At 46.8% G+C, this 21,475-nt stretch carries 19 protein-coding genes; 9 read left to right on the forward strand and 10 right to left on the reverse strand.

Annotated elements, in window-relative coordinates:
* Positions 1 to 246: 246 nt before the first annotated feature.
* From nhaA to G5S52_RS01435, 3 genes are all read right to left on the reverse strand, one after another.
* Positions 247 to 1,443, reverse strand: coding sequence for a Na+/H+ antiporter NhaA (gene nhaA / locus G5S52_RS01425; protein WP_165011476.1), 1,197 nt, complete (start codon positions 1,441 to 1,443; stop codon positions 247 to 249).
* 135 nt (positions 1,444 to 1,578) lie between these two features.
* Complete coding sequence (locus G5S52_RS01430) at positions 1,579 to 2,055, reverse strand: DUF4442 domain-containing protein (protein ID WP_165011477.1); 477 nt, start codon at positions 2,053 to 2,055, stop codon at positions 1,579 to 1,581.
* Between the two features lie 84 nt (positions 2,056 to 2,139).
* Entirely contained in the window at positions 2,140 to 2,661 is a 522-nt protein-coding gene (locus G5S52_RS01435; protein ID WP_165011478.1) for an NUDIX hydrolase, read from the reverse strand.
* A gap of 218 nt (positions 2,662 to 2,879) precedes the next feature.
* Between G5S52_RS01435 and G5S52_RS01440 the strand changes: the two genes are divergently transcribed.
* From G5S52_RS01440 to G5S52_RS01475, 8 genes are all read left to right on the forward strand, one after another.
* Entirely contained in the window at positions 2,880 to 4,205 is a 1,326-nt protein-coding gene (locus G5S52_RS01440) for a DEAD/DEAH box helicase (RefSeq protein ID WP_165011479.1), read from the forward strand.
* Between the two features lie 147 nt (positions 4,206 to 4,352).
* Complete coding sequence (locus G5S52_RS01445) at positions 4,353 to 5,165, forward strand: alpha/beta fold hydrolase (RefSeq protein ID WP_165011480.1); 813 nt, start codon at positions 4,353 to 4,355, stop codon at positions 5,163 to 5,165.
* Positions 5,166 to 5,381: 216 nt separating this feature from the next.
* Entirely contained in the window at positions 5,382 to 9,059 is a 3,678-nt protein-coding gene (locus G5S52_RS01450; protein ID WP_165011481.1) for a glycosyl hydrolase, read from the forward strand.
* A 258-nt stretch (positions 9,060 to 9,317) separates the two neighbouring features.
* On the forward strand, positions 9,318 to 9,767 hold the full coding sequence (locus G5S52_RS01455; RefSeq protein ID WP_165011482.1) for a DUF302 domain-containing protein: 450 nt from the start codon (positions 9,318 to 9,320) through the stop codon (positions 9,765 to 9,767).
* A gap of 215 nt (positions 9,768 to 9,982) precedes the next feature.
* Complete coding sequence (locus G5S52_RS01460; protein WP_165011483.1) at positions 9,983 to 10,501, forward strand: GNAT family N-acetyltransferase; 519 nt, start codon at positions 9,983 to 9,985, stop codon at positions 10,499 to 10,501.
* Positions 10,498 to 11,010, forward strand: coding sequence for a GNAT family N-acetyltransferase (locus G5S52_RS01465; protein ID WP_165011484.1), 513 nt, complete (start codon positions 10,498 to 10,500; stop codon positions 11,008 to 11,010). Before G5S52_RS01460 ends, G5S52_RS01465 begins: the two co-directional genes overlap by 4 nt.
* Before the next feature lie 133 nt (positions 11,011 to 11,143).
* Positions 11,144 to 11,569, forward strand: a complete 426-nt coding sequence (locus tag G5S52_RS01470; RefSeq protein ID WP_046306315.1) for a hypothetical protein — start codon at positions 11,144 to 11,146, stop codon at positions 11,567 to 11,569.
* A 180-nt stretch (positions 11,570 to 11,749) separates the two neighbouring features.
* Positions 11,750 to 12,322 (forward strand): glutaredoxin family protein, encoded by a 573-nt coding sequence (locus tag G5S52_RS01475; protein WP_165011485.1) that lies wholly within the window; start codon positions 11,750 to 11,752, stop codon positions 12,320 to 12,322.
* 57 nt (positions 12,323 to 12,379) lie between these two features.
* Here G5S52_RS01475 and G5S52_RS01480 read toward each other — a convergent pair whose 3' ends face one another.
* From G5S52_RS01480 to G5S52_RS01490, 3 genes are all read right to left on the reverse strand, one after another.
* Positions 12,380 to 12,682, reverse strand: coding sequence for a putative periplasmic lipoprotein (locus G5S52_RS01480; RefSeq protein WP_165011486.1), 303 nt, complete (start codon positions 12,680 to 12,682; stop codon positions 12,380 to 12,382).
* A gap of 78 nt (positions 12,683 to 12,760) precedes the next feature.
* Positions 12,761 to 13,699 (reverse strand): hypothetical protein, encoded by a 939-nt coding sequence (locus tag G5S52_RS01485; RefSeq protein WP_165011487.1) that lies wholly within the window; start codon positions 13,697 to 13,699, stop codon positions 12,761 to 12,763.
* Positions 13,700 to 14,220: 521 nt separating this feature from the next.
* A complete protein-coding gene (locus G5S52_RS01490; RefSeq protein ID WP_165011488.1) occupies positions 14,221 to 14,646 on the reverse strand; it encodes a cupredoxin domain-containing protein in 426 nt (141 codons plus the stop codon).
* 184 nt (positions 14,647 to 14,830) lie between these two features.
* Between G5S52_RS01490 and G5S52_RS01495 the strand changes: the two genes are divergently transcribed.
* Entirely contained in the window at positions 14,831 to 15,265 is a 435-nt protein-coding gene (locus G5S52_RS01495; protein WP_165011489.1) for a VOC family protein, read from the forward strand.
* A gap of 82 nt (positions 15,266 to 15,347) precedes the next feature.
* On the opposite strand, the gene guaD is transcribed toward G5S52_RS01495, so the two are convergent.
* From guaD to xdhA, 4 genes are read right to left on the reverse strand one after another with little or no spacing between them, the layout of a single operon-like run.
* Positions 15,348 to 16,664: a guanine deaminase gene (gene guaD / locus G5S52_RS01500; protein ID WP_165011490.1), complete on the reverse strand. Its 1,317-nt coding sequence runs from the start codon at positions 16,662 to 16,664 to the stop codon at positions 15,348 to 15,350.
* Positions 16,665 to 16,668: 4 nt separating this feature from the next.
* Complete coding sequence (gene xdhC, locus G5S52_RS01505) at positions 16,669 to 17,565, reverse strand: xanthine dehydrogenase accessory protein XdhC (RefSeq protein ID WP_165011491.1); 897 nt, start codon at positions 17,563 to 17,565, stop codon at positions 16,669 to 16,671.
* A 23-nt stretch (positions 17,566 to 17,588) separates the two neighbouring features.
* Positions 17,589 to 19,967 carry a xanthine dehydrogenase molybdopterin binding subunit gene (gene xdhB, locus G5S52_RS01510; protein WP_165011492.1) on the reverse strand — a complete coding sequence of 793 codons (2,379 nt, stop codon included), beginning with the start codon at positions 19,965 to 19,967 and terminating at the stop codon, positions 17,589 to 17,591.
* A complete protein-coding gene (xdhA, locus tag G5S52_RS01515) occupies positions 19,957 to 21,411 on the reverse strand; it encodes a xanthine dehydrogenase small subunit (protein WP_165011493.1) in 1,455 nt (484 codons plus the stop codon). Before xdhA ends, xdhB begins: the two co-directional genes overlap by 11 nt.
* Between the last annotated feature and the right edge of the window lie 64 nt (positions 21,412 to 21,475).

A 21,475-nucleotide genomic window follows, 5' to 3' on the forward strand; every position in this document is an offset into this window, starting at 1 on the left:
ACGGTTGATAACTCGGTAGACTACTTCGTCTGAACCCGATGCGATGCGGCCTCTGGAAAAGTCAATACCTTGTATGTTGAGGGGGCTGAATTGACGTTTTCTGCTTGCAGAATTTTTTACTTCAGCTAGAGAAGATTTCGGTGGTCAAGACAAAAAAGAAGCCCGTAGGAGGATCATCCTACGGGCGGTAACTGACTGAATTATCAGAGGCTATCTTTTACATCAAACCATCGGAATACGGATTGGCTATTCCGCCTCTGCTACCTGACGTGGAAAGCGTTCGAACGTATTTTTCAGAGCGAGATAACCAATCACCGACGCAAGGAAAGAACCGATGAAGATGGCAATACGTGATAAATCAACCATGGCGTGGTTGTCCGCTCCTGGGAAGGCCAAGGTCGTAATAAATATCGACATCGTAAATCCGATACCACAGAGAATTGATGCCGCCATGATGTGAGAGAAATGCAGGCCTTTCGGCAGACTTGCGATGCCCATTTTGATTGAGATGAAGCATGCCAGAGAAATGCCAATAGGTTTACCAAAAAGCAATCCAAGCGTGATACCCAAAGGTAATGGCTCTAACAATAAACCAAAGCTCAAATTATCGAGTGGTACGCCTGAGTTGGCGAAAGCGAAGGCAGGCAGAATAAGATAACTGCTCCAAGGGTGAATACCATGCTCAAGGTATCTCAGTGGGCTGCGGACGCGGTGGTGCTTAATACGAAGTGGGATGGCAAATCCCAAAATAACGCCAGCCACGGTGGCATGAACACCAGACTTCAGCACGGCAACCCACAAAATAGCGCCAACGAGCAAGTAACCGGTCAGCCTGGCGACACCTTTTGCGTTCATGTAAAAGAGTGTCGCACTGGCAAGCACGGCGATAGACAGGGCAATAACAGACAAGTCGCTACTAAAGAAAAGGGCGATAATAATAACCGCCCCCAAGTCATCGATGACTGCCAGTGCCAATAGAAAAACCTTCAAGCTGACTGGCGATTGCTTTCCGAATAAAGCCAACACGCCGAGCGTAAAGGCGATGTCCGTTGCGGCTGGAATTGCCCAGCCTTGCATGGCTTTCGAATCATCGTAGTTAAAGACGGCAAAGAACAGAATGGGAACAACCATACCGCCAATGGCTGCTGCCACGGGAAACATAGCGCGGGAGCGGGTTCTGAGGGCGCCTTGAATCAACTCCCGTTTCACTTCCAAACCGATTAAAAGGAAAAAGATGGCCATCAGGCCATCGTTAATCCAAAGCAGAAGATTCTTTTCGATATCCAACGATCCCACTTTGAAATGTATCGGTGTATCAAGAAGTGCGAGATAGAAAGGAGCGAGGGGTGAGTTTGCGATGATTAAAGCCAAAAATGCAGAGGCAATCAGGATGATACCGGGCGCTGTATCGAGCTGGAAAAAATCGACTAGCTTTTTGTTCAAAATGCCTCTCCCGATATCTTTTAATACTACTTAAGTCTAATGAGTAAAAAGAGAAAAGGGCAAAGTCTGCCCCATGGATATGAGAGAAATTTGTGATAGAAGCTAGACAGATCGACCTTTAGTGCAACTAATTGATCATCCCGCAGCTTTAACAGACAAGGTTAGGTCAAACACAGCCATTGGTTCGTCGCCATGTAAGGAAGGGCATGTGGCAGTGATTCGGACGGGTTGATTGACACGTTCGCCGGTTGCCATGGTGTGGTCCAGCATCTCGTCGATTAATCGACCATCGTTACAAGTGAATATGACATCTGCCTCTGGGCGTTTTAAGAACTCCCCCGTCACAGCCTTAAAAGCCAGCGAAATTTTCTTTCCACGGGATTCTGCTTTACTCATTGCCATAAAACCACCGGCAACGTCAGCACCAACTGCTAGGGTGCCAAAATACATGCTGTTGAGATGATTCTTGGTTTTGCGTTTGAGTGGAATACGGATTTGAACTTGTTCTTCGTTCAACACCAAGATCTTGGGGCGGCAGTACCAAATCAGAGGAACTTTGAAGAAGCCAAACAGCTTGAGCATGCGGTTGGCGTAGGCGAGAGACTGTTTCATGCTTCATCCTTGAAGAGGAAAGATGCAATCACCCTAATTTTCAACTGGTCGGATGTCAATGTTAAGCCACTGTTAATGAGCGCTCTATGTGATCAGCCCGAGCAATTGCGCCCGACAAAACGCGACAATCGTTTTGCTGTCCTGAATTTCATTTTCTGCGATGAGTCGTTTGACTTCATCGACGGTAAAATGCACCACTTCAATCACTTCATCGTCATCCATCTCTGCCGCGCAGGGGGATAGCTGTTTAGCAACAAACAGGTATTGGGTTTCATTGCAAAAGCCTGGTGCGGGAAGAGACTCACCAATGGCGTGCCATTCATCGGCCTGTAATTGAGCTTCTTCTGCCAACTCTCGCTGTGCGCAAACATTGGGTGATTCCGATGATTCTAGGGTTCCTGCCGGAAATTCATAAATCCATCTGCGAATAGAAGGGCGGTATTGGCGGATCATCACTAATTTCCCATCGTTTGCGATCGGAAGAATAAGAACCGCGCCGGGATGCTCAAGGGTGATGTGATGGGTGACAAGACCATTTGGCAGCGTGTGTTCGCTCTCTTCAAGAGAGAATCGTTTCCAGGCAAAGAGTTGTTTAGGTTGGTTCATAGATGATAATTCCATTGGAGTGCTGTCGACTACGCTAACTGCAATACCGTTAAAGGCAGAAGATTGGTTGATTAGGCACCGTAAAAATGTGATCCACCACAATAAAAACTGCGGCAATTTACAGAAGTATGGTAGAATCCGCGCCAATTTTGTGGGAGTTGAGAAAGCCAAGTGGGCTCAGTAACTCTCTGTATAGATGATAATTCTGGAGTATTACCTTGCAATTTGAAGACCTGGGTTTAGATAAGCGCCTTCTTAAAACGATGGAACTTTGGGGCTTTAGCACCCCGACTGATGTGCAGGCTTCTGCCATTCCTGTCGTTTGTGCAGGCAAAGATCTGCTGGCGTCGTCTAAAACCGGATCAGGTAAAACCCTGGCTTTTCTCCTGCCTGCACTGCAACGCGTTATGCGCAGCAAAGCATTTAGCCGTTCTGGCCCACGTGTTGTCGTTCTTGCACCAACCCGTGAATTGGCAAAACAGGTTTACGGCGAACTGCGTAAGCTTCTGGCAGGCACCCAATACAAAGGCATGCTGATCCTGGGTGGTGAAAACTTTAACGACCAAGCGAAAGAATTCCGCAAAGATCCTGCGTTCATCGTTGCTACACCGGGCCGCCTTGCAGACCACTTGGAGCACCGTCATTTAACGCTTGAAGGTCTGGAACTGCTCATTCTGGATGAAGCAGACCGTATGTTAGACCTGGGTTTTGCTCCGCAACTCGAAGCGATCAATAACGCGGCCAACCATCGTCGCCGTCAAACGCTGATGTTCTCTGCAACTCTGGATCACCAGCAAGTTAACGAGATTGCTGCTGACATGCTCAAAGAGCCAAAGCGCGTTGCAATTGGCTTTGTGAATGAAGAGCACAAAGACATCGAACAACGCCTTTTCCTTTGTGACCATCTTGACCACAAACAAGCTTTGCTTGACAGAGTCATGGAAGAAGAGCAATACCAGCAGATGATGATCTTCACCGCGACCCGAGCGGATACAGATCGTTTGGCTAAAGTGTTCGCTGACCGTGGTATTAAAGCCGTTGCTCTGAGCGGTGATCTGAGCCAAAGTGCGCGTAATCGTATCATGAATGAATTCGAGCGCGGTCTTCATAAAGTGATGGTGACCACTGATGTCGCTTCCCGTGGTTTGGATATTTCAAACGTATCTCACGTCGTGAACTTTGACATGCCAAAACATGCTGAAGAATATGTTCACCGTATCGGTCGTACCGGTCGAGCAGGTAACAAAGGCATTGCGATTTCTTTCGTAGGTCCTAAAGACTGGAACAGCTTCAAGAGCATTGAAGGTTTCCTTGATAAGCGCATGAACTTCGTGACTTTCGAAGGTCTGGAAGGCAAGTTCAAAGGCCTGGCACCGAAGAAAAAGAAAACCTTTAGCAAGAAGCCACAGCACAAGAAGAAAACCAATAAGCCTTCAGAGAAGAAAGCGGCGTCACCTAAGAAGCGCAACAAGAGCTTCTATCAAGGTGTGGCTGTTGGTGAACAAGTGTTTGCTGTTAAGAAGAAAAAACCTGCGGAAGAATAATCAGATTCTGCTTCAAAAAAGCGCCTTTCATTGGCGCTTTTTTTCTATATTCTCGGTCTATTAAATTTCGTCTATCCAGATGTCTTGGATTCTGTTTTAACGGGATGTTTGGATAGTTAAGTAACAGTATAAATACAGGGAAATTAAATGAATTCGATTCAGATAAACGGCAAAAATATGTCGTACTTGGATGTTGGTGAAGGTCCAGTTGTACTGTTTGGCCACAGTTATTTGTGGGACAGCGAAATGTGGCGCCCACAGATTGATGCGTTAAGCCAAAATTATCGTTGTATTGTTCCTGATCTTTGGGCTCATGGTCAGTCGGATGCAGCGCCGGAAAGTACCACTTCGCTGATTCACTATGCTGATGACATTTTGGCATTGATGGACAAGTTGGATATTGAGCAGTTTGCGATAGTGGGTCTATCTGTTGGCGGTATGTGGGGTGCTGAGTTAGCGCTAAAAGCACCAGCACGTGTAAGTGCATTGGTATTGATGGACACATTCATTGGTTATGAGCCTGAAGTAGCGAAAGCTAAATACTTCGGCATGTTCGATACCATTGAGCAAATGGGCGTCATTCCGCCACCAATGATTGACGCGATTACGCCTTTATTCTTCGCCAATGATGCGGAAACGGCCAATCCAAAGTTGGTCGCCGATTTCAGAGAAAAGCTAGCAAATCTGAAAGATGAAGAGGCGAGAAACGTTGTCAGGGTAGGCCGTATGGTCTTTGACCGCAGAGATACCTTTGACGATATCGAAAAACTGACTTTGCCGACACTTATCATGGTCGGTGCCGAAGACAAACCGCGTCCGCCGCTTGAATCTATGTTGATGCATGATGCGATTGATGGCAGCGAATACACCGTCATTCCAAAGGCTGGCCACATTAGCAATCTTGAGCAAGACGTATTTGTTACCGAAGCATTGCGCAAATTTCTTTCAAGCCAGCTTTAACCCTGATTAAAGCAATGATAAAGCCGCAGTTTGCGGCTTTTTTTATGATGCTTTTCTATCAAAACTCATCGGATCTGTTTAGGTAGTGAGACAGAGCGAACGATCGTTTGATTCAACGGCAAACCCTCATTGTTAAGGAAATGTGAATCCTTATACTGCACCAAAAGAAAGCGCTTTCTTTGCATTATTAGTGCGTACACCATAAGGAGTTTGGGTTTGAAGAAATACTGCCGTTTGCTGTTTGTGACGTTAGCAACTCTAGTTCTTGCTGCCTGTGGAGGCGGCGGTGGAGGAGATACCGACTCCGGCACGCAACTTTATACCCTGACTGTGAATGTCACAGACAACTCCCGTGCTCCGTTGAGCGATGCGACAGTGAGTGTCGATAGCAAAAGCGCTCAAACGAATGCTTCTGGTGTTGCAGAGTTCTCACTCGCCAGCGGCACTTACAGTGTGTCTGTTCAAAAAAGTGGCTTCGAAACCTCTCAGTTAACAGCGACGCTAGGGAGTGTTGCCCAAACGTTGGATGTCAGCATGGCATCAACCCAGACCGTGACAGAGGGCGGAGAAAGTAGCGGCGGTGATTCCGGCACTAATGGCGGCTCAGAAGAACAAGGCGGATCAGGCGATAGCGGCACGGGTTCCGAAGAAGGCTCAGGCGAAGGTGGCGATACAGATTCTGGCGGTACTGATGGTGGTTCCGGGGAAGATGGCTCAGAAGGCACTGAAGAAGGTGGAAGCGAGGAGACAAGCAACACCAGCGAATTGACCGTAAAAGTGGTCAATGCCGATACAAACGAAACGCTAAGCGTTGCCACCATTGAAATTGATGGAACAACACTTCAGACCGACACTGCTGGTGAAGCTGTATTTAGCCTGGCTTATGGTGCACATCAGATCTCAGTATCTCATACAGACTATGAATCGAAACAACAGATCACCTATCTCTCAACAAGTGAACAGTTAGTAACTGTTGCGCTTTCTGCTAAAGAAGTGGAACCGCCTGTAGAGCCACCAGTGGAACCACCGAGTTCCAATGAAATCGCCTATGTGTACCATTCATCGTTTGCGCCTTCTTTCGAATTTGAACATCAGGGTGACGCCTGGAACTCAGGTTCGACAGCTGTGTGGAATCCATCTGGTAGCCAATTTGCTCAAAGTATTCAGGTAACAAGTGGCAGCAGTTGGGGAGCCCCATTTGCGGTTGCTGCATGGGGTAATGAATCTGCAAACGCTGTTGATACGACAGGTTTTGATCTTCTTCGTTTCAAATACAAATCAGACTTCGCAACGCAAGTTGAAGTGTCTATCCAAGGTGTAAACAGCACAGAATCAAAAGTGGTTTACTCGCTTGGCACTGCTGTTGCTTTGGGTAACGACTGGTATGAAATGGAAGTGCCATTCCCTGGGTTTGACGATCTGACCTGGATTGGTTTGATGTTCGCGGGTGACGGTACTATCGAAATCACAGACATTTATCTGGAAAACGTACCGTCAGATGCTTTCGTGACGCAATATGGCGCCGGTAACGTGGCAAACACATTCAACCCTGAGGGTTATGGCTGTACGGTAGACCATGGTTTTTGGGTTTCGAATGCTGGTGTGGTTGAACCGGGTGTACCTTCTTGTGACAACATAGGCACGCCAAAACAGCTTTACCCACAAATAGTTCCTGAACTGGAAGACCAACCTATTGCTACCCACAAATGGTGGGGTTCTGTTTCATTCTACGGTGAAATGACGATCGGCGATCCGAACGATGCTGGCTACATTACACCTGATCCAGTCACCGCCCGCATTTCAGAGCGCGGTGCAAGAATCATGGGCATTCCTAATGCACTGCAAGGGCAGGGTAACTTGTTCCAATACGTGGTTCCTGACCCATTCAACGAAGTATTTGATGGTATTGCCGTTGCCAACAGCAAGCACTCCAATATGGAAGGCTATCTGAAAGACCATAGTGATGGTGCGATGACGGTCGAGTGGTGGGCTGATTCCTCGCCAGTGATGGAAGCCACTTTTGTGCATGGCTCTCCTTATGTTTACTTCAAGTCTTACGACGGTGATTTCCAGATTAAAACGACCAGCTCTGATGGAGGCCAGAAAGGCACTTTCTATCAAAACAGCCAATCTTTGGGCGTGTGGACGGATATTGCAGGCAATAGAAACAGCTTTCTAATCGTTGGTGAAGGCAATACCTCCTTTAGTAATGTTTCCGGCAATCTCATTACGGTCAGTAACCCTGCGAAAGAAATGACAGTAGCCCTTTTGCCATCAGCGGGCACGCCAAGCAGTGCTGAATCAGCATATTTCGAAAGTCTTGCTCGCCAAGTTGTTCGTGATGTAGAGATCGCTTATTCGGTTAATCATGCAAACAATGAAGTGACGGTGTCACATGCATATCTTGATGCCAGCGGTAATCCAATTGAAACCCTTGCAGGAATGCAGCCTCTTCATTGGAAAAACAGCAATGCAACGCCGACACAATACAGCGTGCGCAGTACTCGCGGCATCACCAAGTTCGTTCAAAGTAATGGCTTCAGTTATACGCTGCCATTTGTAGGGGTGTTGCCTTTCTTACCGAATGTTGCTGACCTTGATCTGAACACTTTACGTGCTCTGGTTACTGAATACATGAACGGTGGAGAGCACTCTTGGAACCCTTACACAGACACCTACTGGTCCGGTAAGAGCTATGGTAAAGCTGCCGAAATTATCGCTATTGCACGTGATATTGGTATGACATCAGAAGCCAATACCTTAACCGCTTGGTTGAAGGGTGAACTTGAAGATTGGTTTACCGCTGATACATCTGGAGATCTCGATACCGTTAAATACTTTGTTTATGACGAGTTATGGACGACCTTATTAGGTGTTGAAGAATCGTTTGGCGCACACCAACAACTCAATGACCATCACTTCCATTATGGCTACTTTGTCCGTGCTGCTGCTGAAGTATGTCGCACAGATAAATCATGGTGTGGTGAAGATCAGTATGGGCCAATGGTTGATTTGCTGATCCGCGATTACGCAGCGAGCAAGGGTGATGACATGTTCCCATACTTGCGTAATTTCGATCCGGCTAATGGTTTCTCTTGGGCGTCCGGCCACGCGAACTTTGCGTTGGGTAACAACAACGAATCAACCTCTGAAGCTGCAAACTCTTACGGTGCCATCATCCTTTATGGGTTAATTAAAGGTGACCAAGAGTTGGTAGACAAAGGTATCTATCTACACGCCTCGTCTGCCGCGACGTATTGGGAATATTGGAACAACCTTGATGGTTACCGAAATGCCTCGCCGTCTTACCCAGATTTGGGTGACAGCTATGACAACTTCCCAGATAACTATAACCAGATCACAACGTCGATTATCTGGGGACAGGGCGCTTCATTCTCGACCTGGTTCAGCCCTGCCTTTGCCCACATTCTTGGGATTCAGGGATTACCGCTGAACCCATTGGTATTCCATGTTGGTTTACATGCTGACTACATGAAAGATTATGTCGAGGTGGGTTTGACAGAATCTTCAAACCGTAAACCTTCAGGTTTACTGGATGGCCACTGGCGAGATATTTGGTGGAACCTTTGGGCGATGACAGATGCTGATGCGTCTATCGCAGATTATGAAACCGTAGGCTCCAACTACATTCCGGAAGAGGGGGAGTCAAAAGCCCATACCTACCATTGGATATACAACTGGCAGGCGTTGGGACAACTTGAAACCGGAACGGGCGAATTGACAGCAGATTACCCAGCGGCTGTTGCCTTTAAGAACGGTAATACAATGACATATCTTGTCTACAACTATGATGATGTAGCCAAGACCGTGCGATTCAGTGATGGAACAACATTGAACGTACAAGCAAACAGTTTTGGCACCTTGGTGAAGTAAAGACGCGATTAAGTAGTTAGCAGAATTATCATATCCAAGCATCTTCATGATGTTTGGATTATTACCAATGTGTCGTTGACCACTGCCACTGGTTATTAGCGATACGATTGATACGCGCTCAACGGGGGAGACCTCGTTGAGTTTTTTTATTTGTGGCAGGGCCTACAAAACAGAAAGCCGATTGTAATTTTTAAGCGAGTTTTCATATCTGTGTACGAACGGAAAACTTAGAACAGAAACAGAGAAAGGAAAACGACAATGAAAAAATACGTAGTGGCTGCGGTGGCTTCAATGATGGTGGCATTTTCAGTACATGCTGAGAACGGATTGATAAAAATACAAAGTGCGCATTCTGTTGCTCAAACGGCAGATAATATTGAAGGATTCTTGAAGGAAAAAGGACTCACCCAGTTTGCACGCATTAATCATGCTGCTAACGCCGAGAAAGTAGGTTTGGAACTACGTCCTACAGAAGTGATCATCTTTGGTAATCCGAAGGTTGGCACTCCTCTGATGCAATGTGCGCAAAGCGTGGCGATCGACTTGCCACAAAAAATGCTGATTAGCCAAGATGCGGAAAATAATGTTTGGTTAACCTACAACGACCCAATGTATCTGAAAGAGCGCCATAAAATGGAAGGTTGTGAAAAGGTGCTGGAGAGAGTGTCTAAAGTACTTGGTGCGATCAGCAAAACTGCGACAAAATAGTCTATTCAACATTTATGAAGCCCAGCATACGGCTGGGCTCCTCGTTATTGGTATATACCCAAACAACCTGAAGATGCTGAATGCGAGCATCTTCAGGTCGTTTGGGTATATATCCGATTTCTACCGCAATTTGACGTAGCATGCATCGACAACCCCTCTTACTTACTGTCCAGTAAAAACCTGTCTGGGATGTTGTTTAACAAAAAGAGAGTACGATGAAATTGGTGACCCCATCATCGGGATATGAAAAAGCATTTCACGCATTTTACGATGACTTTTCAAAGAATGATCCAGAAAATGCTAATTACTATCAGGCAGCTAAAGTAGACTTTTCTGGCTACATTCAAAGCCTGTTAGATGAGTCTAAAGGGATCAATCTTCGGGAAGGGTTTGTACCTTGTAGCCATTTTTGGCTAGTGGATAGCGAGCAAAATATCCTTGGTGCTATCCGCGTTCGACATCACATAGACAATGATTTCCTTGCGTTGGAATGTGGCCACATTGGCTATGATATCGCTCCGTCACATCGCCGGAAGGGCCATGGCACCACTATGTTAAAGCTTGCCTTGCCACGGGCAAAATCACTCAGCATATCCAAAGTCCTGATTACGGCGGATGAAGACAATCTCGCTTCTCAAAAGATCATAAAAGCCAATGGTGGCCAGTATGAGAATACAATTGTTGGGAAAGTGAACAACTGGCGAATTGCTCGCTATTGGGTGGAATGCAAATGACAGTTTCGCTTAAGCCTATTGATATCAGAGAGCGGCATGTTCTAGAGAGTCTGTTTTCTTACTATGTGTATGAGTTTTCGCAACCTTTAGGGCTAAGCCTTGATAGTGACGGTAAATACGCCTTCAAATCCGAAACGCTAAATCCGTATTGGCTTCGTGATGATCACCATCCGTATTTCATTTTGTCGGATGGTGAATTAGCCGGCTTTGTGCTGGTTCGTCGTTATCCACCCAATATTGCTGTGTGGGACATTGACCAGTTTTTTGTTTTACGCAAATTCAAAGGCAAAGGGATAGGTAGAAAGGCGCTATCAGCAGTTTTGGATAAACGACACGGTGATTGGCAAATCCGCATTTTAAAGGAAAATATTTCGGTACTTGGCTTCTGGCAGTCTGCGGTCGAAGCGCTGGTGGAAGGTGACTATTCTTTGGGCTTGGAAGTGGACACCGATTTAGAAATGTATTTTATTCATTTTCACTATCCAAGCACCTCAAAGATATCAGAGTGACAACGTGTCAAACACGCCAAGCCATCGGTAACACTCTTCAATCTCCCGTTACCAAATTCTCTTTATCTAATGAAACAGTTTGCACTAATATGCTAGAACCCAATGCAGACTATCCCAACGTAGGCAGATTATGATGAAAAAGATGATTGTTTCAGCGGCTATTGTTTTCGCGCTGGCAGGTTGTGAAGAGGCCAACGAGGCGATTGATAAAGCGCAAGAAGCGGCAAATAGCGCAGTAGATAGCATTCAAGATAAAGTCGATTCCGTTGATTTGAGCGAGCTGAATTTGGATTCCCTGGAGAACGCGACAGCGTATGCCAAAGAGTTTACTGAGTCGATGGAAGAAGCACTCACTGCTGATTTGACGAATGCAGATGTCGTTGCGGATGTTCAGGAAAAAGTGGCGAACTCTTACGCTTGCTTGGTTGATGCCACTTCTGAAAGTACGGCAGAAAAGCTGCTGAACAAGTTCATGTCAGCGATTGGCAGTGAAGATACCCAATCTTTGATTGAGAAAGGTGTAGAGAAAGCCAAAGCGGCAAAAGAGTGTGTGATGTAATCGCACTAGCGATTTACATGAGACAACTAAGGCTGACTTTGCGTCAGCCTTTTTTAATAAAATATGCGTATAAATGCATATTTAAAATCATCAATTTTGCACTTAATGACTGAAATGAACCTAGAGGAAGGCAGGTCTTAATCTAAAGAGTTGAACTTTAATCAGTAAGGAATGATAGAAGTGACTAAGCCAATAAAAGTAACACTTTATCGCTGGGGTGGCAGTTGGGGACCTTTCAGTGTGAAGATTCCATGCGGGGAATGCACACTTACTAAAGACATCCTGAAAGATACCTTTGAAAAAGAGCTCGGTGATGTGCCCATTGAACTGGAAGTGAAAGATTGGCTTTCCCATTGGTGGGAACCTCTGAAAGTGGGAGCCTGGCATGCGCCAATCCTGATGGTAGAGGGCAAGCTCGTTAGCCAGGGTGAAGCGCTTAATCGCGGTGTACTTGTTCAATCTGTTATCAAAGAGTGGGCGAAACGCGACACACTGCAAGGCAACATCGTTTATGGCAAAGCAACGTGTCCGTATTGCGTGAAAGCTAAAGAGATGTTGGCGGAAGCCGGGATTGAATATAACTATCACGATGTGGTGGTTGAAAGCGCCGCTTTATATCGCATGATCCCTGAAGTGAAAGCCATCATTGGTGAGAAAACGCCGGTTACGGTTCCTCAAATCTGGATGGACGGAAAATATATCGGCGGGGCAGATAACCTAGAGCAATGGCTGGCTTCGAAAGCTAACGCTTAAATAGGTAAAGTATTTGAAAGCATCCGCTTGAGTGACTCAGCGGATGCTTTTTTTGTTTTAGTCAGTGACTTTCAACAGTGTTTTAGTCTCGTTATCGAAGGTGAAAGCGCGCGATCGGAAGGCCATGGTAGACATGAAATACGGAATAATATCGACGGTTTCGCGGTACTCATAAACGTAAACCGTGGTATCAGCGGCTTCAATGATCTCATCAGGCTCACCATGATAAGAAACGACGCTGTCCATTGTGGTGACATTGGTTTGAGCGTTGAATGCATCGAACTTCGCACTTTCATCAAAAGGCGTGGAACAGCCAGTCAGAGCGACTGATAGTGCGATAGCGAATACGAGCTTTTTCATGTTATTTCCCTACTTGCAAAAAAAGGGCGGATCAATACCGCCCAGTAAAAATGGGTGCCAAATCCAGTGTGAACTCTTTTAACGATTCACAAAGAAGTGTTTGTTCAGGTATTCAACCATTGGAATGAAAGCGGGGTTTTCCCAGCTTCTAAGAACTTCATGCGGCAACAGCGTTGGATCATCAGTGCCAACAATTCCCTTGTTGATGAACTTGCTGCCGTCATTGATTTGAAGCTCTCCAAGCGGTGAGGTTTTTGAACCCTCAACCATATACTCGTAGACCGTGCCGGCTACTGCCCCAGGGTTCATGTCTACACCAGAGGCTTCGTGAATTGGGTCAGGGTCATTGGTACATGATGGGATTTGACCATTGGAGTAAGGGCAATAGTCATAAGATGAGATGTGTGGCAGCACTACAGATTGAGCATTTGCCTGTGCCGCAACAAAAGGGATAGCGATATTGAAGGCGACATAGGCAGTATCCAGCTCGTCACCTGCCAACGTTTGATCGTCAATGTAGTAATCAAAAAGCTGCATCATTTTCTGGTAAGTCGTTGGGCCGTTCGTCTCATTGATACCGCCATCTTGGGTGAACAGTAACTCAACGCCATTGACCACACTTTTACCGTTCAAGGCGAGGTTAACAACAAACTCTCCTGCTGGCGTTGGTGAAGAAGGGTCAACATCGTTCTGAGAGGGAATGACGCCCAATACCAGTGTTTTGGCATTAAAGGCATTTTGAACATCACGGCTCGCCCAGGTCATCATATTAGTGACCCGTGTTACAACGGCTTGATGCTCTGAGGCAGAAATATTGGAAGGGTCAAAGTTAAGAACGTAAACCCCTTTGTTGAAAGGACAGTTATTCACGTCCTGTGCTGATGTGAATTCACAGTTATCAATGGACTGATAGATATTCACTGTTGTTGCTGTGTTACCTGAATTTGACTTGTCCTCGCCACAACCTGTGATGGCTAACCCCAAAGCCAGTGCAAGGCTGATACTTCCTGCTCGCATCTCTTTAATCCTAAATATACGAAAACACCAAAACATCCTAGTAAGGCGCTTTGTTAATCCTTATAGAGCATCCAAGCTCAATGCATTTGTTTTGCGAATCATCGTCCGGACAATCAATTCGGCGGCATTATATGAACGGTGTTTTTAATTCTCAAGATGTAATCACATGTAAAACATATGGGTATATATTTGCTTTTACTGATGGATGGGGCGATGAGTGTTCAGGAGAGAAAATAGATGGATACATTCTGTTAACAAGGTAGGAGTTGGCCGCGTTGGGCAATCGTTTGCGAACCAGCGACAACATCTTGCCAACTGTCACGTTGTTTAAGATTGTATAGACAACTACATGAGTACTGCGCCTTAAAGATGTACTAAGTAGTTATCTTAACGCTGTGTAAATGAGATCTGAGTTGTAACATTGAGTTAAAGTTTGATTGCTCAAAAAATGAGCTAATTGGAATAAAAAACGCACTTGGTGGGCCGATCACCAAGTGCTTTTTAGGCAGTATTATCGAAAGCTACTCAACGATAAATGTTCCCGCCATGCCTTTACTGGCAAATCCAGCACATTCAAAGGCGTATTTTCCCGGCTTGATCGGGACAAAGAAAAGCTCCACTTCGCCTTCATCTTCAAATTCGATCTCATAGAATCCATTCGCTTTGATTTCGATACCGCCAGCTTCCACCTTCCGCATCCAGACATTATCAAAGAAGCTATGGGCCTCGAACGCGCATTCTTTTGAGCCAGTACTGGATATCGTCAGCGCATAGGCTTTGCCTGTCTCCATTTGGAACTCCTTTTGGGAAATGGCGAAACCTGCATCATCAGTTCCGAGCACGAGCTCAGGTAAGTCTGTTGCACGTTGGGAGAGATTGCCTTTTGCTGTCGCTTGAAACGACAGGACTGTTGAAAGTGCAAGTACCAGAGATAAACCCATCTTCATTGCATTCATCCTTAACCCTCTGAATTTAAGTTTTTTATGAGTAGTGAGTTTGATACTAGTTAAGTCCTTTGCTTCGATAAATCCTCCTTTGGGAGGTTTTACTTGGACTAATAGAGGAAAGTGTTTTTCGAGGCGTGTTCTAATAGTGCTTTGGAGAAGTACCGTTTAGATGGAATAAGAAAGCATGAAGCAATCGATCATCCACATTGCCTTGGTCGTGAAAGACTATGACGAAGCGATTGATTTTTACGTGAACAAGCTGAAGTTTGAATTGATTGAAGATACTTATCAGCCAGAGCAGGATAAACGTTGGGTTGTAGTGGCCCCACCAGGTTCAAATGGCGTGAGCTGGTTGTTGGCAAAGGCCTCGAAACCTGAACAACGCAATTTCATCGGCAACCAAGCAGGTGGCGGGGTATTCCTGTTTCTGAATACTGATGATTTTTGGCGTGATTACCATCAAATGGTATCGCTGGGAATCAAGTTCGTCCGTGAACCCAAAGAAGCGGATTACGGCACGGTCGCTGTGTTTGAAGATTTGTATGGCAATCTGTGGGATCTACTGCAAATGAACGATGACCATCCAATGGCCCTTCGTGCTGCTCTGTGTTTAAGATGAAGAAGATGGTGAGAAAGAAGGCCTCTGGCTGCATGCTGGCAGAGCGCTGCTGACTGAGGCCTTTTATTATCAGGTTGTTTGTTCAACGGTTGTAAACGGATTGACCATAGGAATAGGTGTCACATACGGTTCTGTCATCACCCAAGGTCATTAGCACAAAGAGTTTGTCTTCTAAAGACTGTGCGTGTTCCATCCTGAACTTCATTAACTGGGTGGCATGTAAATCAAGCACAACAAAATCAGCTTCTTTGCCGGATTCGAAATTACCTATTAAATGATCCAGAGAGAGCGCTTTGGCTCCGCCTAATGTGGCCTGATACAGTGACTTCAAAGGATGCAGCTTTTTACCCTGAAGTTGCATCACTTTATACGCTTCGCTCATGGTTTGAAGCAGTGAAAAGCTGGTGCCAGCGCCGACATCTGTTCCCATTCCTACCTTAATTCCCTTGGCTTCGATCTCGGAAAGCGGGAACAAGCCGGAGCCCAGAAACAGATTAGAGGTAGGGCAAAAGGCTATCGCCGAATCGCTTTCCTGGAGCCTCTTGCATTCACCATCACACAAGTGAATACCATGGGCAAACACCGAACGGCTGGAAAGCAAGCCATGTTGGTCGTAGACATCTAGGTAGTTTTTACTTTCCGGGAACAGCTCCTGTACCCACTCGATCTCTTTCTGGTTTTCAGAGAGGTGTGTGTGCATATAAACGTCGGGATACTCTTCAAGCAGTTTGCCTGCTAAACGTAATTGCTCAGACGTGCTGGTGGGTGCAAAACGAGGTGTCACGGCGTAATGCAAACGGCCCTTGTTATGCCACTTCTCGATCAGCGCTTTGCTGTCTTCATAGCCAGACTCGGGGGTGTCGGTCAGATCTTCAGGTGCATTTCTGTCCATCAGTACCTTACCGGCAATCATCCGAAGATTTCGCTTCTCCGATTCCTGGAAAAAGACATCGACGGATTCTTTATGGACTGTGCCAAATACCAATGCTGTCGTCGTGCCATTGCGAGCGAGTTCATCAAGAAATTGCACCGCAACTTCACGAGCGTAATTTACATCAGCAAAGCGCTTTTCCTCTGGGAAGGTGTAGTTATTCAGCCAGTCTAGAAGCTGTTCACCGTAGGCGGCGATCATCCCTGTTTGCGGGTAGTGGATATGAGTATCAATAAATCCCGGTGTGATCAGTTTGTTCTCGAGTACGACCACTTCAACGCTGGGGTCGAGCGAAGGAAGGATATCGTCAGCGTGACCGACTTTCACAACGTGACCATCGGCAACCAGCAGAACGCCATCATCAAAGTACTGATAAGAGTCTTCTAAACCCACGTCCGTTGGGTTGGCAAGGCTATGTAATATGGCAGCGCGAAAGGCTTTTGCCGGATGAGCTTTTGGGTCTGTCATTCCTTTATGCCCTTATTTTCTCGTTATTTTTATTATCGTTATCTTCAGGCTCTCGTTTAAGAATAGAGAGTTTCTCAGCCTGTTTCTGTGATGCTGAATGGGTAGAGAACTCGCGTTTATTGGCAATCTGTTCACCCTGATAGCAAGCGATAAGCTCACCTGTTACAGATACTGCGATCTCCGCCGGGTGTTTTCCTTTCACCGCGTTGATGCCGATCGGGCAAATCATGGTATTGATGGTTGCATCATCGAAGCCACGTTCTTTTAAGCGATAGTCGAAGCGTTTACGCTTTGATAGGGAACCAATCAGGCCAAAGTACTTAGCGTCTCCACGTTTCAAAATGGCGCGCGAAAGATCGAAATCCAGCTGATGATTATGAGTGAGTACCAGATACATACTGTTAGTTGGGAGCGTGGAAACTTCGCCAACAGGATCGTCCGTTAAGCGCATTTCCACGTTGTCAGGAATGACATCAGGAAATTGATCTTCACGCTCATCAATCCATATCACCTTGAACGGTAAAGTAGCCAGAATATGAACCATGGCTTTGGCGACGTGTCCTGCACCGAACAGTGCAAGAACATGTCGTTGTTGGCCAATAGGCTCAAAGCTTAGTGTGACCATGCCTCCACAACATTGGCCAAGACGAGCGCCCAGATTAAAGCGTTCGATTTTCATGTCACTTTCACCATGCACCAGCATTTCTTGCGCGGCTTTCATCGCGACATGTTCAAGATGACCACCACCGATAGTGGCGATAACTTCATTTTCAGTCACCAGCATTTTTGTGCCGGCGCCGCGCGGCACCGAGCCTTTGTCTTCGAGTACCGTGACCATCACACAAGGCGTGCCTTTGGCTTCGAGCTCTGCCAGCGCCTGGATCCAATTATCTTTAAACATCACTGACCTCCATTTCCCCGCGTTTACAACGCGAATGACACAGGCGATTTGCCTTTTCGCGCTTGTTTGATGGCGTTGTAAACATGCTCAGGTGTCGCTGGTGCAGGTAGATGAGGGATTTCGCCTTCATCTGCCACACTGACGATTGCATCACGAATAGCGCTCCACACCGAAATGGCCAACATAAACGGTGGCTCACCGACCGCTTTCGAATGGAAGACGGTGTCTTCTGGGTTGGCCCGGTTTTCTACCAATCTAGTGTTGAATATTTCCGGTGTATCAGCGACAGCGGGGATCTTGTAGCTGGCTGGGCCTGAAGTCATCAACTGGCCTTTGTCATTCCAAACCAGCTCTTCTGTTGTCAGCCAGCCCATGCCCTGAATAAAGCCGCCTTCGACCTGGCCAATATCAATGGCTGGGTTAAGCGATGCGCCTACATCGTGAAGAATGTCAGCGCGCAGGACTTTGTATTCTCCAGTGAGGGTATCGACGATCACTTCTGAACATGAGACGCCGTAAGCGAAGTAATAGAAAGGGCGACCGCGTGCTTTTTCGTGATCGTAGAAGATCTTTGGTGTGCGATAGAAACCGGATGCCGCCAATGAAATTTGGTTAAACCAACACAGTTCGGTGAAGTCAGCAAAGGTCATGGTTTGCTTGTCGCCAATGGACACGATGCCGTTGCTGAAGACCACATTTTTAGGTGAGACATCGAAGTGCGAGGACGCAAAGTTAACCATCCGTTCTTTAATGGTGAGTGCGGCATTATGCGCGGCTTTACCATTCAGATCAGTGCCGGATGATGCTGCAGTCGGCGATGTGTTCGGTACTTTTTCTGTGTTGGTTGCGGTTACCTGAATCGCGCCGATATCCACACTAAAGGTTTCAGCAACAATCTGCGCGACTTTGGTGTTCAAGCCCTGACCCATTTCCGTGCCACCATGGTTCAGCGAGATGCTGCCATCGGTATAAACCGTAACTAAAGCGCCGGCTTGATTAAGAAACGTGGCGGTAAAAGAGATACCGAATTTCACAGGTGTGATAGCAATGCCTTTCTTCAGGATAGGGCTGTTGGCGTTGAATTCCGCAATGGCTTTTCGGCGCTTTTCATACTCGCACGACATTTCCAAATCGGCGGTCATTTCGTGAATGAAATTGTCCTCGACCTTCTGGTAGTAGTGCGTTTCATCACGACCTTCTGAATAGTAATTTGCCTTACGAACCTCGAGAGGATCTTTCTTGAGGTGGCAGGCAATGGTGTCCATCACATGTTCAATCGTCATCATGCCTTGCGGGCCACCAAACCCACGGTACGCAGTATTCGACGCTGTATTGGTTTTCACACAATGCCCGGTTACCGTGGCATTGCCGAGGTAATATGCGTTGTCAGAGTGGAACATGGCGCGGTCGACAATTGAGCGAGATAGATCAGGTGAGTGTCCCGCGTTACCCGACACCACGATTTCAATCCCTTGAATCACGCCATTGTTGTCGAAGCCCACTTTGTATTGATTAAAGAAGGGGTGGCGTTTACCCGTCATCATCATGTCTTCGCGACGAGGCAAACGGAATTTAACCGGTTGACCTGTTTGGTTTGCAATCACGGCAGCGATACAGGCGGGCGCGGCTGCTTGTGTTTCTTTACCACCAAAGCCACCCCCCATACGGCGCATATCGATCAATACCTTGTGCATAGAAACACCCAAAACGGACGCAACCAGCTTTTGCACTTCGGTTGGGTTTTGGGTGGAGCAGTAAACAATTACGCCACCATCTTCAGTGGGGACAACACTTGAAACCTGGGTTTCAAGATAGAAATGTTCCTGACCGCCGACATGAAGCGAGCCTTCCAACACGTGTTCGGCATTAGCTATCGCTGCCGTTGAATCTCCCCGTTTTTGGGTATGACTGTCAGTAACAAACAGCTCCTGCGCCAAGGCTTCTTCTACATCAAGAGCGGCAGGCAGCAATTCGTATTCAACGATGGCGGCTTCTGCACCTTTTCGTGCATTGTCGAGGCTGTCAGCGGCAACAGCAATCACAGGCTGACCGACATAAACAACCTTGCCGTCAGCGAGCATAGGATCGCCGGGAAGGATAGGGCCAATGTCGAGTTCACCCGGCACATCTTCTGCAGTAATCACAGTACGAACGCCAGGTACCTTATAGCAAGGTGAGATATCAAGCTTGGTAATGTTCGCGTGAGCATGTGGGCTCATCAGCGCGTATACATGAAGCTGATTAGGGAATTCGCCGCGATCGTCAATGTAGAGCGCTTCGCCTGATACCTGCTTTTCAGCACTTTCATGTTTTACCGATTTGCCGACGCCAGTGGCTAATCCAGCTTTCGCTTGCGCGGTCATTTCTTCCATGGTCATCGCTGGGGTCGTTTTACGAGACATAATGAATCACCCTCGTTTCAATTTTCTTTCCATCAGCCGTATAACTGAGCTCTGTGAACAGACGGTAAAGCAAGTTCGCTGCAGTTTCAGCGCGATATTCCTTTGTCGCTCTGAAGTCGGAAATGGGTGAGAAGTCATTTTCCAAAGCTGACATTGCGGCTTGAATAGTGGCGGCACTTAGCGGCTTACCTACAAGCTCCTGCTCGCAATGGGTAGCACGCGCTGGAATGGCGGCCATGCCACCGAAAGCAATACGGGCTTCAGTGACAGTGTCACCTTCAAATGTCAGTCTGAATGCTCCACAGACTGCTGAGATATCATCATCAAAACGCTTCGAAATTTTGTAGGCTTTGAATGCCTGACTAGGTTGCGGTTTCGGCACGCGAATGGTCTGTACGAACTCCGAGGGCTGCAGCGCTGTCACTTTGTAATCTTTAAAGAAGTCTTCAAGCAGGATTTCCCGTGCTGTTTCACCACGGCGAAGAATCACGGTGGAGCCCAAGGCGATCAGCAGAGGAGGCCCGTCACCAATGGGAGAAGCGTTGGCAATATTGCCACCGATCGTGCCTTGGTTACGGATCTGTAGGGATGCAAAGCGTTGTAACAGCGCGCCGAAATCTGGGTAGTGTGGCTCTAATGCACGATACACATCAGTGAAAGGCACATTGGCACCGATTTCGATGTGGGTATCGGTCTCGTTGACGGTTTTAATATCGTCAACGCGGCCAAGATAGATAAGTTTGTCGATATCGCGATGAAACTGAGTGACTTCCAGTGCGAGGTCAGTACCGCCTGCCAGCAGTTTAGCGGTGGGGTGCGCCATCAGCGTTTTTGCCAGTTCATCGCTGTTGGTCGGTGTGAATGCCGTTTTGCCGTTTGCGTGATATTCCAGTTCAGGCTTACCAATCGCATTCAGCTTTTCAATCGTTTCACGCTCGTATTCAGCAAACTGGTCGCGAATCGGCGTTTCCTGACTCAGCGACAATGCAGCTTCCACAATAGGGCGATAGCCCGTGCAACGACACAAGTTACCTGCTAGGGCTTCATAAGTGTCTTCTTTGTCTGCATTGGGATGATTCTTGGAGAGCGCGAACATCGACATGATAAAGCCAGGTGTACAGTAGCCGCATTGGCTGCCGTGAAAATCAACCATGGCCTGTTGAACGGGGTGTAGCGAATCCTTTGTTCGCAAGTCTTCTACTGTGATGAGTTGTTTGCCATGAAGGGCGGAAACAAAGGTCAAACAAGAGTTAACACTTCGGTATTCCAGCCTGCCATTAACTACTTCACCCAACACAACGGTACAAGCTCCACAATCACCTGAACCACAACCTTCCTTGGTTCCTGTTTTGCGTATATGTTCACGCAGGTAATTCAACACAGTCAGGTTAGGAGAAATGTCTTTCTCTTCCTGCAAAGTCTGATTTAAAAGGAAACGGATCACACGGCCTCCATGACGTTTTCGTATCCATTGATTACAAGCTAGTCATTTCTGACCGTTCGGTCAA

The sequence above is a fragment of the Grimontia sedimenti genome (assembly GCF_011045095.1).
In the GTDB taxonomy this organism is placed as follows: domain Bacteria; phylum Pseudomonadota; class Gammaproteobacteria; order Enterobacterales; family Vibrionaceae; genus Enterovibrio; species Enterovibrio sedimenti.